General features: G+C 71.1%; 4 protein-coding genes. All 4 read left to right on the top strand.

The window, feature by feature from the left end; all coding sequences use genetic code 11:
* Positions 1 to 2 precede the first annotated feature (2 nt).
* On the top strand, positions 3 to 3,317 hold the full coding sequence (locus ABZ805_RS03675) for a right-handed parallel beta-helix repeat-containing protein (RefSeq protein WP_358433779.1): 3,315 nt from the start codon (positions 3 to 5) through the stop codon (positions 3,315 to 3,317).
* 116 nt (positions 3,318 to 3,433) lie between these two features.
* The gene (locus ABZ805_RS03670) at positions 3,434 to 3,871 is read left to right on the top strand and encodes a YbaB/EbfC family nucleoid-associated protein (RefSeq protein ID WP_358433776.1); all 438 of its coding nucleotides are present in this window, start codon (positions 3,434 to 3,436) and stop codon (positions 3,869 to 3,871) included.
* Complete coding sequence (locus tag ABZ805_RS03665; protein WP_358433774.1) at positions 3,868 to 4,506, top strand: hypothetical protein; 639 nt, start codon at positions 3,868 to 3,870, stop codon at positions 4,504 to 4,506. The genes ABZ805_RS03670 and ABZ805_RS03665 overlap by 4 nt, the downstream gene beginning before the upstream one ends.
* 199 nt (positions 4,507 to 4,705) lie before the next feature.
* Positions 4,706 to 16,038: toxin glutamine deamidase domain-containing protein (locus tag ABZ805_RS03660; protein ID WP_358433771.1), on the top strand; the 11,333-nt coding region annotated here is incomplete at its 3' end.

Genomic DNA, 16,038 nt, shown 5'->3' with positions numbered 1-16,038 from the left:
CGATGAACCGCGAACTTCTGGTGGTGGGAGCAGATCGGCCGGGCGCGTTCCCCTCGATCGGCGCCGCGCTCGCGGCGGCCCACGACGGAGCCACCATCAGCATCCGGCCCGGCAGGTACGAGGAGAACCTGGTCGTCGACCGGATGGTCAACCTGACCGCCGAGGACGGCGAGGGCACCGTCGAGGTGCACGCCGCCGAGAACAGCGCGCTGGTCATCGACACCGAGGGCGCTCAGCTGCGCGGGCTGGTGCTGGTCTGCGACGACGGCCGCTACCCGGCGGTCGACGTGCGGCGCGGCGAGGTCGCGCTGGACGGGTGCCGCATCGCCGGCTCGTCGTGGTCGGCCCTGCTGACCAGGGGCAGCGGCTCGGTCGCCGCGCGCGGTTGCCGGATGACGAGCACCGGCGGCGCGGGCATCGTGATCACGTCCTCGGCCGCCAGCACGGTGGAGGACAGCGAGGTCTCCGACGTGGCCTCTTCGGCCGTGGTGGTCGGGGAGGACGGTTCGCTCACGCTGCGCCGGTTCGTCGTGCGACGCCCGGGCGGCAACGGGATCTGCGTCAACGGGCGGGGCCGGTGCCTGCTCGAAGGGAGCACGATCACCGAGGCCGCCAAGCCCGCGCTCGTGGTCGAGCAGCAGGGAACCCTCACAGCCACCGAACTGGACGTGCGCGACGGGGTCAACGTCGACCTCTACCTGACCGGCGGCGCCTCGGTCGAGATCGTGGACTCCCGGTTCTCCGGGGCTGCGGGCCAGGCCGCCTACCTCACCGAGCAGGCGAGCCCGCTGCTGCGCGGGTGCACGTTCTCCGCCGCCCGGTGCGGGGTGCAGGTGACCGGGCGGGCCGCTCCCCGGCTGATCGAGTGCGTCGTCGAGGACTGCCGGGTGGGGATCGTCGTCGACGGCGAAGCCCGGCCCCGCTTCGACAAGACCTCGGTGCGCGGGACGACGGACGCGATCGCCCGGCTGTCCTCCTCAGCGGGCTCGCACTTCTCCGCGTTCCGGGCCACCGCCGACTCGGGGTCCGGGTTGCTGCTCGCGGGCACCGGTGAAGTCGTGGTCGACAACGCCTCGATCGAGACCGCCACCTCCGCTGCCGTGGAACTCGCCGAGTCCGCGCGGGCCGCGCTCACCGATACCCGCATCACCGCGGGCACCGAAGCGGCGCTCGTGCTCACAGGTGGCCGTGCGGAGCTCGTTTCGGCGCTGCTGCGCGGTGGTGGGCTGCGCGTCGGGGGCGCCGAGGTGTCGATGAACGACACCGAGATCGTCGAGGCGCTCGCCGACGGCGTGCTGATCACCGCCGGTGGTTCGGTGCGGGCGGGCAGCTGCCGCATCCGCTCGGCGGGCGGGCACGGCGTGCACGTGACGGCCGGGGGCGGCGCGCGGTTCGACGAGTGCGAGGTGCTCGGCAGCGCGGGCGACGGCGCGCACCTGGACACCGCGGAGCCGGTCGCCCTGCACCGGTGCGCGGTCAAGGGCAGCGGCGGAGTCGCGGTCCGGCGCCTGCAGGAGGACGGCCGGATCACCGTGCAGGATCTGGTGACCGATGCCGCGACCGCCTCACCTCAGTCTCCTCGCGGTTCTCGGCAGGAGGTCGACCGCTCCGCGCCCGAACCGGAGGAGTCCGAAGTGGACAACTCGCTGCTCGGGGCCAGCGGCGCCGAGCTGAACGGACCGCTGTCCGAACTCGACTCGCTGATCGGCCTCCAAGGCGTCAAGCAGGAGGTCCGCGGTCTGATCAACCTGATCCGGATGTCGCAGGTCCGCCAGGAGAAGGGCCTGCCGATGCCGCCGATCAGCAGGCACCTGGTCTTCGCGGGCCCGCCCGGCACCGGCAAGACCACCGTGGCCCGGCTCTACGGCGCGGTCCTCGCCGAACTGGGCATCCTGTCCAAGGGGCACATGATCGAGGCCGCCCGCGCCGACCTGGTCGGCCAGTACATCGGCTCGACCGCGATCAAGACCACCGAGCTGGTGAACCAGGCCATCGGCGGGGTGCTGTTCATCGACGAGGCCTACACCCTCAACGCGCAGAGCGGCGGCGTCGGCCCGGACTTCGGCCAGGAGGCCATCGACGCGCTGATGAAGATGATGGAGGACCACCGCGACGAACTGGTCGTCATCGTCGCGGGCTACTCGGAGCTGATGCAGGGGTTCCTGGAGTCGAACCCCGGCGTGGCCTCCCGCTTCACCCGGACCATCGAGTTCCCGAACTACAGCGTCGAAGAGCTGGTGACCATCGCGGGCAACCTGTGCCGCAAGCACTACTACGAGCTCACCGACGACGCGATCGACGAACTGACCAACTACTTCACCCGCGTGCCGAAGGGGGATACCTTCGGCAACGGCCGCGTGGCGCGCAAGCTCTTCGAGGAGATGATCAGCCTCCAGGCTTCGCGGCTCGCCCAGCGCCCGCCGGCCAGGGACTCCGACCTGAGCAGGCTGACCGCCGAGGACATCGCGCCGCAGACCGCGATGCTGGAGCAGCTCCCGTCGCAGTCCTCGGACACACCGGACGCCGCCGACGACCCGCGGTCGGCCCTGCAGGCCACCTACGCGTGGCAGCGGCTGGCCGGGCTCAGCGGGATGAACGGCGCCAGGCAGGCGGTCGGGGCGGCGCTGGTCTCGTTGCGCGAGCGCAGGAACCAGCGCCGGGCGCTCGGCCGGCACGGCAACGCGGTGCTGGTCGGCCGCCGCGGCAGCGGGCGATCCGAACTCGCCCGGCTCTACGCCCAGGGGCTCGCCGAACTGGACTTGGTCGGAATCGGCCAGCTGGTGCGGGTCTCGCTGGCAGGCGACCTCTGTCCACAGTGGCCGGGGCAGGCCGAGAGCCTGATGCGCAAGGCGTTCCAGGACGCCCGCGGCGGGGTGCTGGTGGTGGACGCCGACGCGGCCGGGGATTCCCAGCCGGAGGAGGCCGAAGCGCTGCAGGCGGCGCTGCGCGAGCACACCGCGGATTCGGTGGTGGTGCTCACCGGCACCCGCGCGAGCCTGGACGTGGTGCTGGCCCGGGCGCCGAAGCTGGCGGAGAACTTCGGACAGCGATGGGAGATCGGCGCGTACTCCACCGCGGAGCTCGCGGAACTCGCGGTCCGGTACCTGCGCGAGCGCGGCCACGAGGTCCCGGACGAGGTGTGCGCGGCGGTGCACGAGCGCCTCGCGGAGGCGGGCGGTTCGACGGTGCACGACGCCCACCGGTTCTCCCGGTATCTGGCCCGGACGGCGGCCTCCCGAACGTTGGCGCTCGCCGACCTCGCCGGGTTGGGGGAGCGGGCCGAGCCGACGCGCTCCGGGCTGGCCTCGGTGGGGTGAGGCGACGGCAATCGGGGCAGACCGGATGCCCGCCGGTCCTCGATCCCGCCTTCGCGGTCGAGCGGTGGGGATCGCGTCGGGTTGAGTGGTGGAGCAGTCTCATCCAGGAGGTTTTCGTGTCCGATGTGGATCGTCGCAGCATCGAGATGTTGCGCGAGGAGTACGAACGTGTCAGCGCCAACCTCGGCGACATGCAGCGGCGGATCACCGAGCTCTCGGCGACCGCCGTCTCGCCCCGGCGGGAGGTGTCGGTCACGGTGGGGAACCAGGGAGTGATCAAGGACCTCCACTTCCCCACCGCCGCTTATCGCAAGCTCCCCAAGAACGAGCTGGCCGAACTGATCACGAAGACGATCGCGGAGGCGCGGGAGAAGGCGACCGAGCAGATGGCCGAGTTGATCGCCCCGATGATGCCCGGCGGTCTCGACGCGAAGGCGGTGCTCAGCGGCGACGTCAGCGCCGAGGCCCTGGCGTCCGTGCAGCCTCAGCTGCCGCCGATGGTCGCCGAGACGCAGCGGCACCGGGCCGCCCGGATCGATGAGATGCGCCGATGAGCGACTCGTTCTGGGTGGATCCCGAGCGGCTGGGCCGCAGCGGACAGGGCTACTACGACGAGCAGACGCTGCTGAACAACCTGCACTCCGGCGCCGGCGACATCATGCTCCGGTACTCCGGCAGCTTCGGCAACGACAAGGAAGGCCAGGAGTTCCGGCAGGTCTTCAACGACGGGATGGCGTCCTACACCGGAGGTATCGAGGGACTCAGCGGCCTCCTGGGGCACATCGGCATGGGGTTGCACCAGAACGGCCGGCTGTACGGGGACTCCCGGGACAGCGCCGACGAGCTGACCTACAACCTGCAGAGCGAGTCCGATCCGGCTCAGTCCCCGGCGCCGCAGCAGCCCCCGCCGTCGGAGAAGGATCCCGTGCCGCTTTCGCCGGTCGTGGTCTCCCCGCGTGAGCAGGTCGACTCGCCGCGATCGGAAGGCTCCGGTGAGCCGGGTGATGCCAAGGCCGTTCTCGCGAACGCCGAAGCATCGCAGTTCGTCCGCAGCGAGAAGCCGGACGTGCCGGGTGTGGCCGAGTTCGAGGAGGCGCGGCAGTCGGTGGATCCCGGTGTGCCGGGTGTGGCCGAGTTCGACGAAGCGCGAGAGCCGGTGGATCCCGGCGTGCCCCGCGGAGTTCGGTGACCTCGTGCCGGGGCCGGACGGTCACCCCGCCTGTCCCGACCTGGGCTGAGTGGCGCGCCGATCGGCGCAAGGACACCCGCTGATCGGCGGTTCGTGATGGTTTCCCCGGATCGGCCGCGCGGCCGGTCGTCGCCGCCCGCACTCGCCGGAAGGTGGACCGGCACTGGTCGTCGTCGTTCGTTCGGAAGGAAGCTGAGCCGTGAGCCTGGACGTCTTCGCGTGGATCACGACCGGCATCGACCCGCTCGACGTCAAGTCGTCGCACATGTACTCGCTCTCGGGCGAGCTCCGTTCGCACGCGCAGAACTACCAGCAGCAGGCGAACGGCATCAACCAGCTCTCGGCGGGCGCGCTGGACAGCGTGGAGGGCGATACCGCCGACGCGATCCGCAACTACAGCTCGAACCTGACCAACCAGGTCCCGAACCAGGTTCGCGCGGTGTACAACGCCGCCGACGGCGTCGACATGTTCGGCGTGAACGGCGAGGAGAGCTGGGGCGAGTACTACGTCACCTCCGCGTTCATCGTGGCCGACATCGCCATGATCATGGCCTCGCCGTGGGGCCCTTTCCTGCTGCCCTCGCGCCTGATGGCCGGGCGCATGATGTTGAAGGAGGTCGTCGACCAGGGCAAGGAGATGGCCGGGTCGCTCAGCGGCTGGCTGCGCATGGCTTGGGAAGGGATCGAGGAGGGCACCCAGGAGGTTCTCGAATCCGCCATTCCGCAGGCCCATTCGATCGTGCAGGGGAAGCGGAACCAACTCGACGGCCAGTCGATGTACGTCGGCTTCCTGGCGGGCTTCTCCGCGGGTTTCCTCATCAGCGCTCTGTACAAGGGTGCCGGCTACAACCAGTTCACCAAGGAGCTCTCCCACACCTGGTACGGCGGATCTCACCTGGAATTCCTGGGCGAGCTTCCCGTCGAGATGATCGTCGCGACCTTGCTGGGCGGTGCCGGTGATCCACTGGGGACCTACATCTCGAGCACCTCCATCGGCTCGATCACCAAGATCATGCAGAACTGGGCGATCGAGAAGAAGCGCGAGCTGGGATTCGACAAGCACGGCAATCCCCTCCCGGACTCGCCGGACCTCGACACCGCGGTGAACCTCCCCGACCAGCCGCTGCCCGACGAGCGCAGCGGCGGCCACCAGCCGCCTTCGGAGAAGCCCGCGCCGGGTGCGGTCGAGCCGCCACCGGTCAAGTCGGAGAACCCGTCGTCCCAGCCGGCTTCGGAGAAGTCCGCGCCGCCCCCGGCGTACACCCCGGTTCCGCAGCAGCCACCGGGGAAGTCGGAGACGCAGCAGGGCTCGTCGCCGGAGAAGTCGAAGACCCCGCCGCCCGCGTATTCCGCGTCCCCGGAACAGGGGCAGGGGAAGCCGGAGCTGCCACCCCCGGGGAAGTCGCCGGTGGGCGGGCAGGAGCCGCCTCCGGCGTACACCCCGAGGTCCGAGCAGGTGCCCGCAGCGGGGCAGCTGCCGCCCCCCGCCCCGCAGCAGTCGCCGGGCACGGTGGACGCGCCGCCGCCGGCGCACGCCCCGCAGGGCGGGCAAGAGCGGCCTCCGGCCTACGCCCCGCCCGGTGGGCAGGTAGCGGTGGGCGGGCACGAGCCGCCTCCGGCTTACACGCCGGCGGTGGGCGCGCACGAGCCGCCTCCGGCCTACGCGCCGAGTCCCGAGCAGAGCCCCGGGCAGGAGCCGCCGCCGGCTCACGCGCCGCAGGGCGGGCAGGAACAGGTCGGTGACCGGCAGTCCCCGGCCGATTCCGCGCAGCACCAGTCGGACCAGGGCGCACCGGTAGGCGGCCAGGGTGTCGACGAGCACCGCTCACCCGTCGAGGCACCGCAGCAGGACAACGGTCCGGGGCGCAGCGGCGGAACGCCGCAGGATTCCGCGGCGCCGCCGCTCGGCACGCCGGGCGAACAGCAGGTTCAGCAGCAGCACGGGGGCGCAACGCCGCCCCGCGGCGATGTGGATCCGTCGCGGCAGCCGAGTGCGGAACCTCCGCCGGTCGGTTCGCAGCAGCCGCATTCCGGCCCGCAGCAGCAGGTTTCCGACACCGCCCCGCGGCTGGGCGCCGGGTTGCCCGGGTTCAACACCTCCGTGCCGCAGCCTCCCGGCGAAGTGCCCGGCGAACAGCCGCTCGCCGGACAGGACCGGCCCGCACAGGAGAACGGTCCGGAATCGGGATCCCGGCCGAGCTCGACGGAGCCGGATGCGGCCCGGCAGGAGCCGGCCCGACCGACTCCGGACCAGCGCGCGGTGGACCAGCCGGTTCGCGATCTGGAACAGGACGCTCCGCGGCGGGACGAGTCCGATCAGCACGGCGACCGGCCGGCTGCGCAACGCCCTGTGGCGGAGCAGCAGGACCAGGGCCGGCAGGAATCCGGTCGGCAGCTCACGACCAGTCCCGTGGCCGCCACCACGGGGAGCCGGGGCGAGACGACCACGAGCACCCCCGCGGCTCAGCGAGACCCGGCGTCCGGCGTGGTGCGGGGCGGCCCCAAAGCCGTCGACCCGGACATCCGGCGTCCTGAACAGGTCTCGGACGCCACCGAGGACGACGCCGCGAGCACGGGTCCCCGGCTGTCCCTCGAACGGGGGGCACCGCAGGAGCACGCTGCGACCGCGCCCCTCCCGAACGTCTCACCGACCGATCCCGGGCAGGCCGAGCAGCGCTACCAGGTCCTGCCGCAGCACCAGGACGACACCGCGCAGCCGCCGCGCGAGGACGTGGCCCGGACCCGCGCGCCGAGCATCGACGACGCCTCGAACCGGGACGCGCGGCAGGTGCCGGACGCGCGTCGCGATGAGGACCCCGCTCCGCAGCACCGGCGCGAGCCGCGGACCGCAACGACGAAGCCCGCGCAGCTCGTGGGCGGACCGTCGTCGCACGACTCCGGCCCCGCCGTACCCGGCCCGTCGGCGGCGATCCCCGGCGTGGTGTCCAAGGAGACGTTCGAGAACGATCCGCTCGGGGAGTTCGCCTACAAGGAGAAGCACTTCAAGGACTTCCTCCTGGTCAACAAGCAGAACTATCGCCGCGACCAGGATGGTCGGCTGGGGTACCGGAAGAACTGCCTCGCGACGGCGATCCAGTCGCTCAACACCGATCTCCGTCCCACTCGGGCGGCGGAGTTCGTGGCGGGACCCAGTGGGCTGGTGGATCGATCTCGGGTGCCGGAGTCCACTCTGCCGCCGATGGAGCTGCAGGAGAACGGGGTCGTCGATGTGCGGGATTACGCGGCGAACCTGAAGCAGGCCTTCCACGAGCACTACGGCGACAGCGCGGAGGCGGTCTACCCCGTCGGAATGATCAGCCTGGGCTACGAGGACACGCACGGGCACGCGATCTCGGTGCACCAGCGCGGCGATGACCTGGTGTTGTTCGACGGACAGGATTGGAGTCTCCCGCCGCATTCCGCCCCCGAGGTGTGGTTCTCGCCGTTGACGTCGACCGACGAGCTGATCCCGGTCTACTCGCCGGTGGACACCGGCGACGAGTTCGATCAGCAGTCCGTCGCGGAGGACTCCCCGACGACCGGACAGGAAGCACCGCCGCCCGCCCGGCCGGATTCCGGCCGGACGACCTCCGACCCGCGATCGGAGGACCGACCGGACCGCGACCGGCAGGTGCAGGACGCTCCGCGGCAGGAGGAGTCCGCCCAGCCCGGCGCGGACCGATCCGCGGTGACTCGGCCGCAGGGCGCTGAGCAGCAGGATTCCGCCTCGTTGGTCGCGGACCTGAATCGCGATGGCGTCGTCATCGCGGTGGCCGATGCCCGGAACTTCGGGCATCAGGCCGCGGCGACCACGTTGGTCAAGTCGCTGCGCGGACTCGGCGTGCGCGGCGAGATCACGCTCGTGGGCGATGCCGAGCCGATCGCGAAGCTTCGCCGGCTCGTCGGGAATGACGATGGTGTGCGGGTGGTCGAACTGGGATCGCCCGATTGGCACGGTGCCGGTGATCGCGTCGTGCTGAGCGCCGCGGACGACGCCATCGGTCCGGCGAACGTCCGGGAAGCCGCGAACTTCCTCGACCGTTTCGGCGCGAACGAAGCGATCGTGCTCAAGCCCTACCTCTGGGAGACGGGCACCCGCGTGCACCTGTCGCGGCCCGATCCGAACGCGGAACCCGCGATCGTCGACCTCGACGAGCAGATCGATCCGAACGCCCTGTACCGGTTCGAGGTACCGCGCATCGACGATCCCGCGGAGCTCAAGGGCTTCATCGGCGATCACATGCGGGGTGATGACCGGGTCGCGGGTGTGCACGCGGTCGTCGACGCGGTGACCGGGCCCGCGCGGGTGGATCTGATGCCGATCTACGGCATGCGCAACGTGGAGCCGTTCGTGCGTCCCGGCGTGTCCGCGCACCTTGCGGAGGGGATTCACGCGTCGAACCCGGGCCGTCCTTCGATCATGCTGGAGATCTCCGATTCGCGGGTCGAGTACGTGCCCGGGCACGAGGCCCCGTGGTTGCGCTACGCCGACGTGACCGACAGCGACCTGGGCGAGGTGATCGCCGGGCTCGGGCCGGACGATGTGCTCGTCCTGCGCACCGGTGGTCTGCCGCAGGACGTGTTCTGGCAGCTGTTCCAGCTCGGTGACCTGCCGGCGGCGATCGAGGGCGCGAACGCCACGAACCTCGCGGCTCTCGTCGGCCGGCCCTACCTGTCGCTGCACGACGGGAGCACCGCCTACCCCCGGCACGATCCGGCAGTGGCCGACAGGTTGAGTTCGGTCACCCGCGGCTTGGCCGGGGGAACGGACTGGACCGCCGCCGCCACCGGGCAGGAGAACGCGCGCAGCGCCTCGGATTTCCTCGACGAGGACAACGATCTGACCTGGGCGATGAGCGCGGACACGGCCTTGGAGTCGCTGGAGACGCTGCGTCGGCACGTCGAGCAGAACCCGGACGACTCCGGGATGACCATCGGCGACCTCGGGCACATGCTCGGACTCCTGCACTGGCACGGCGCAGCGGTCACCGAGGCGCTCGGCGGTGGGCGCGAGGCCGAGGTGGTCGGCCGGATGGTGGACACCTCGGCGGAAACGCGGTGGATGTTCCGCGATGCCGAGCTCCCGATGCCGCTGACCACGGACGGCCTGGACCGGGTCGTGGCAATGGTGCGCGACGAACGGGCGCGGGTCGGGGAACGGCTGCGGAGCCTGCCGCCGAACGCGCCAAGGCCGGAGAACGTCCGACCCATCGCCGACGCGGTGCGCGAGTTCAGGGACCGTGATTCCCCCCTGGGGCGGTACGTCGAGCAAGCCCACCGCAATGCGCACGACCCCGCCAACGACCAGGTCGTGCAGGCGCTGCGCTACCGGGCCGCTCTGGAACGCTCCGAGGGCGACGTTCCATCGGAAGCCCCTGCTACGCCGAGTGCGACCCCGGGTGCGGCGGCGACGGTCGAGCAGGACCCGCCCGCCGGCACTAGGGACCTGCCCGGCCAGTCGGATGACGACCTGTCCCGGACTCCGCCCGCCTCGTCGCGGGTGGTGTCGGACGCCTCCTTCGACGGCCCGGAAGCGGAGGCGCGCTACCTGCGCGAGCGCTACTCGGACGTGCAGTCGGTCAACAGCGCGGAGTTCGACGACCCGAGCGACACCAGGGTCGCCGCGGGCAGGCGGACCAACTGCCTCAACGTGGCGGTGCAGAGCATCAACACCCTCGCGCAAGGCAGGTCGTTCCGGGCGGATCCCAGTGGTCCGGTCAGCCGCTCGCGGATCCAGGACGAGCTCGGGGTGTCGCTTCGACCCGCCCGCAGCTGGACCGAGGTCAACGAACGGTTGCTCGCGGAGCAGCCGAACGATTCGTTCGGCCTGGTGATCGACGGATCAACGGCTTCGTTCTTCCACAAGGACAGCGAGGGTCTCCACCACGTGCAGTCGCAGGGTGGGCTGGAATTCAGCGACATGCCGCCCGGACCGCGTGAGATCTTCTACGCCCCGGTATCGACGGATCAGGTGTTGCCCCAGGTCACCGCGCCGCTGGACGCGCCGACCGAGGGTGCCGATCTGGTGCACGGCGACGGCCACCGGCGCCACCGCCACCACGGATCGTCTTCCCGATCCGGACGATCCCGCCGAGACGACGTCCGCAGCAGCGGCACGACGGAACGGTCCAGCCGTTCGTCCCGTTCCTCCCGGTCGTCGCGCTCGGGTCCGGCGGTGCTCGGCCGAACGGCCGACGTGCACCTGGGCGAGGCGCAGCGCGACGGCGAACTGCGGCGTTTCATGCAGAGCGCCGTCATCGGGATGTTCACGGGCCACCGCGGGGACGGCGGACGGATCACCACCACCGGGGAGCGGCTGGACACCCTTCGCGATCACGTTCAGCGGTTCTACGACCACGCCCACGACCTCCTCGATGCCGAGGGAGCGCGCGACTCGGTCACGTTGTACCGGGCGGTCCGGATGGGTTCGGCCGATCGCGGTGCGAACACGTTCGTCGACCGGTTGCCGTCGTCGACGTCGCTCGATCCGGCCATGGTGCGCGAGTGGACGCGGAACCGGGGCGGTCGTTCGCAGTACGCGATCTTCGAGATCAGGACCCAGCCGTCGCACGCGCTGATCGCGCTGTCGTACCCGCCGGAGCTGCGCGGGCGGCAGGGCAACGCCCGGGAGATCAACCCTGATCAGTCGGAGGTGTTGCTGGCGCCGAGCCGGTACACCGAGATGGGGCGGCGGGTCGAGAGCGGGTTCACGATCATCTCGGTCGCGGCGCAGGAATTGGACGTGGAGGAGGCCGACCAGCTCATCCTGGAGCGGCAGCCCGGAATCAGCATGCCGCAGGCGTACTCGGCCTTCACCCGCTTCTTCGACCAGGCATCGATGCGCGCCGCCTACCCCCTCGACTTCGCCGACGCCTCGGCCGCCGTGTCCGACCGCCCGGACGGGCGGGCGCGCCGAATCGTGTTCACCCGGCCGGGTTTGGACGCGACGCACACGTTCACCGTGGAACTCGACGCTTCCGGTCAGCAGGTGGCGGTGTGGATGACACCCAGCGATGGGAACGGGGTTCAGTACACCTACGACGCGCGCAACATCGACCAGATCGCCGCCTATCTCCGTGATGGGACGTTGCAGGACACCGAGCAGTTCGACTACCTCTTCCTGCCCGACGAGTGGATGCGGAACCCCGTCGGGATGTCCTCGGCGGGACCGTCGTACTACGGCGCGGATCCGTACTACGGGACGGGTCCGTACGGCGGTTACGGCGGTTACGGCGGTGCCGCTGCGGTGGCCTCGCCGCCGGTGCTCACGGAATCGGCGCAGGCCGAGGTGGTGCGCACGAGGGCCTTGCTCGACCAGGTGCAGGACGACCTCTCCCGCACTCCGCCGAACACCACCGGGCGGCCTAGGGTCATCTCCTGGGAGACCTTCGCCGACGATCCGGCTCGCCGGGAGCGGTTCGTGCGCAGGTACTTCGCGCTGCAACTGCGGGTGAACAAGGACAACTACGACAAGAACGTCCCCGGGCACCGGACCAACTGCGCGGCCGCCGCGATCAACACGTCCAACTCGAGGAACTTCCCGGAGCGCGCGAGCAGGGGAGATTTCCGCGCCAGGCCGAGCGGCATCGTGCCGCGGCGTGTGGTCGAGGTGATAGCCGACCTGAATCCCACGCCGCCCCGGTCCTACGAGTCCGTCGACGAATACGTCGACCGGCTGCCGCACGGCTCCCACGGCCCGCTCTTCCAGAGTCAGGCGGGCATCGGGCACTGGCTGACGGCGCTCAACCTGTTCGACTGGGTCGTGTACTTCGACGGGCAGGCCGGCGATATGGGGGCCAGGACTCCCGCGCAGGCGTTGTACTTCTACGAGGCGCCGACTGATCGCGTGATGGCGCCTACCCACATGCCGCTGGGGCAGGGCGTGCGGGGGCCTGGTGCGGGTGGATCCGACGGGCGCAACCCGCGCCGCACCAGGGCGGGTGCCTCGGCGACGGCAACTTCCGGTACCCGCGGGCCCAGTTCGTTCGCGCGGACCGATTCGACCTTCATCACCCCGCAGCGCGATCCGGACGTGGCGCGGGAGACCAGACCTCGCCCGTTGCTGTATCCGGTGGACGAGTCGGTCGAGGAGTCGGCGGCACCGCGGCCGGTGGACGACCTGGGGCAGCAGATCGACGATCCGGTTCCCCCGTACGTGCGGGAGGAGCAGCCACCGGGGTACGAGCCCCCGCCTCCTGCCTACGACGAGGTCGTGCCCTCGAACTCCTCGGCCGGCGAGCGGCGGGACCGGCCCGGTCACGGCGACGGCTCCACCGATTCGCGGCAGCCCACCGGCCGGGGCGGTGCGGCCGGTCCGGAGCGGGGCAGGCAGCACCTGATCGACCAGCAGCGCGTCGTCGAAGCCACGAACGAGCTGGCGCGGCGCATCGTCGACCAGTACCCGCCGGACCGCTTCGCCTACGTGGGGCTGGGACGCAGCCCCGCGGCGGTGATCACGGCCCTCGGATCGCGCGGGCACCAGGCCATGTCGTTCCCGCTGTCCGGTTTCCGGGCGGCGCCGGACCCGGATTCCGCCGCGCACGGCGCGTTCGACGGTCCGGGCACCCGGATGCTCAGCGACGCGGAGCAGGATCTGCTCGGGCAGCACTTCGACGAATTCCTGGGCGAGATCCCGGCGGACAAGAACGTGCTGCTGGTGGACTTCACCAGGTCCGGGCTGTCGCTGGTGTCCGCGCAGCACCACCTCCAGCGGCACCTCGGCGAGCAGCGGGCCGTGCACGCCCTGGCGATGTACAACGGCGGGGGCGAGGACTCCGCGAACGTGCTGCGGTCGGTCCGGGAGTCGATCCTGTCGACCGGGAACGGGCCCGAGCAGGACCTGTGGAACTCCCGGTTCGACACGGTGGCGCTCGACACCGGCGAGCCCCTGGTCCCGGCGGGACCGTTCGCCTCGTCCGGCCCGCTCGACTCCAGCGGGTCGCTGGGCGAGGGCGGGCGGCTGCTCGGCGCCGCTGTCGAGCAGGAGGCCTTCGACGGCCTCTCCGAGCACGGTTCGTTCCGGTTCCTGTCCGCTGCCACGGATTCCGACGGCATGCGGGAGCTGTTCGACGTCTTCCGGCCGCGCCGGAGCGACCGCGAGGGGTTCGCGGGTGAGCGGGGAAGCGGCTACCAAGCGCTGGAGTCGGCCGTCCGGTACGGCCGGGGTGGTGTGGAGTCGGTGGCGGCGCTGACCGAGCCCGGTCAGCAGGACGCCCGATTGCCGGACATGGTGTCGGCGTCGACCTTCGCCAATGATCCCGCGGCCGGTGCGGAATTCCTGAACGAGAACGTGCCGGACATCGGCCTGGTGAACCGGCAGAACTACCTCGACGGTGTGCCTGGCAGCGACACGAACTGCCAGATCACCTCGGTGCAGGGCGTGAACGCGGACAACCACCCGGAACGGGCGGGCGAGTTCACGGCGCAGCCGAGCGGCCCGATGTACCGCCAGGAGGTGGAGGCTCGGACAGGGTTGCAGTTCTCCCAGCAGCCGGACGGGTATGTCGGCATCGCGGAGCACATCAAGGGGCGACCCGAAGGTTCGCAGGCGCTCGTCTATCGGGACCAGGGCGACGGCGACGGCCACTTCTTCCGGGTCAAGAACATCGGTGGCCGAGCGGTGTTCCTCGACGATCAGATCGGGTGGTTCGCGGATCTCGACACGGACCCGTTGGAGGTGTGGCTGGCCCCGGTGACGTCGAAGGACGAGTTGCACTTGGACCCGACACCGCTGGAAACCGCGGACGAACCCGTGCCCGCCGGTCCCACCGGCCGGGGCGCGGGGCTGTTCAGCCGTCGCAAGTCGCGCCCCGGGTTCCAGGGCGAGGACTCCCGCAGGCGTCCGCTCGAATTCCGGCGCAAAGACGTCGATCGGGAGACGTTGCGCACCGACGACGGGCGGCCGAACGGGATCCTGCTGGAGGCCGACCCGGACCGGGCAGCGCGGGTCCAGGATTGGGCGCGCACCGCGGACCGCATCCGCGTGATGCGGACGGTTCCCGGCCAGCCGGCTCGTGCCACGACGGCCGTCGCCGGTAGCGAGGCGGAGGCGCCCTTCGACGAGCCGGCCATCTTGGCGCTCGGCAACGGTGACGGGATGTTCAAGCTCCCCGTCAAGAGCGGAAGCCGCACCAAGACGGTGTGGGCGAGCGGCTCCACCGTCGCGGAGTACCTGGTTCGCGGCGACAGGTTCCTGGACCTGCTCGCCGACTCGCAGCGCGCGGGCCACAAGCCCGAGCTGCTGCTGCTGACCGATCCGTTGGAGAACGACGCGCTCCTCGCGGACTTGACCAGGCGGTTGGCGCAACTCGGGCACGACGTCGACGTGTTCGTCGGCAGCCACCGGTCCTCGCTGCTGCCCGGTGGCCGGATCGCGGTGGCGGACAACCGCGGCCTGGTGCGGTTCCGGGTGCGCAGGCGCCGGGAGACCGCGACCGTTGGCACCTTCTTCCCCCGGACGGTCCGGAAGACCCGGTACGTGGTCGAGCGGACCGCGCTCGCCTCGACCCGGTACTCCGCGGCGGAACTGGAGGAGATCGAGCACGGCGGGTCCGCTCGTGCCGAACGGCGTCCCTCCGCGCAGCCCGATCGTCGCGATGGCGAGGGTGTCGAGAACGACCACGACGAGATCGGGTCGGACTTCGACGTGGACTCGGACCCGGACGACGTCTCGGACTCCGAGTCCGACCCGGGATCCGATTCCGAATCCGAGGCGGAGCACGAGCCGAACGACAGCAGGCCGGGACCGCGCCCGGAGAGAAGTCCGGCTCGGCGACCGCAAGCCCGCCCCGAACCAGAGCCGCAGGCGAAGCCGCCATCGCCGAAGCCGGCGGCCCGGCCGGAGCCGCCGAAGGCCCAGCCGCGGCCCGAGCCGGAGGTGAAGCCGGGTTCGCAGCCGAAGCCGGGGTCGCGTGCCGGCTCTTCCGACTGGGTTTACCACGAGCTGGGGCTGCCGGTCGGTGCGCCGGTGCATCGTGTGGAACGTGCCTTCGCGGGTTACCGGTATGCCGGGTCGTTGAGCCCGGAGCGTGCTCGGGAGATCGAGAACGCGCTGGCGGAGTTGTCGCGGTCCGGTGCGCAATCCCAGCCGCAGGCGGCGGCGCAGCCCGAGCCCGAGTCGCAGCCCGAGCCGGAACCGAAGCCGGAACCCCGTCCGAATCGACCGGCCGAGCCCGAGCCGAGAACTCAGGCGAAGCCGGAGCCGAGGTCGAAGCCGGGTTCGCTGGAGTGGGTCTGCGAGGTCTTGGACATGCCGCCGGGCACCCCGGTGCATCGTCTGGAGCGTGTTTTCGCCCGTTTCAGGGAGAACCCGGGCGAGGCCGGTCTTCAGCGCGTCCAGGAGGTCGAGAACGCGCTGACCGCCCTGCAATCCGGCGCGCAGCCGTCCGCCGGAACGCAGCGACCGCCGCGTCCGACGTCCCAGCCCCAGCCGAATCCGAGGGCGGAAGCCGAGGTCGAGAAGGAAGCCAAGGCGAGGGCGGAAGCGGAGGCGAAGAGGGCCAAGGCGGAGGCGAAGGCCAGGGAGGACGCGAA

It is taken from the genome of Saccharopolyspora sp. NPDC047091, assembly GCF_040643635.1.
Taxonomy (GTDB): Bacteria; Actinomycetota; Actinomycetes; order Mycobacteriales; family Pseudonocardiaceae; genus Saccharopolyspora_C.
Note: the sequence above shows the minus strand (reverse complement) of the source record. Positions and strands in the feature narration are given on the sequence as shown.

Bases quoted from the DNA above. Each gene is read 5' to 3' on its own strand.
- ABZ805_RS03675 (WP_358433779.1), top strand. From the start codon at position 3: ATGAACCGCGAACTTCTGGTGGTGGGAGCAGATCGGCCGGGCGCGTTC.
- ABZ805_RS03665 (WP_358433774.1), top strand. From the start codon at position 3,868: ATGAGCGACTCGTTCTGGGTGGATCCCGAGCGGCTGGGCCGCAGCGGA.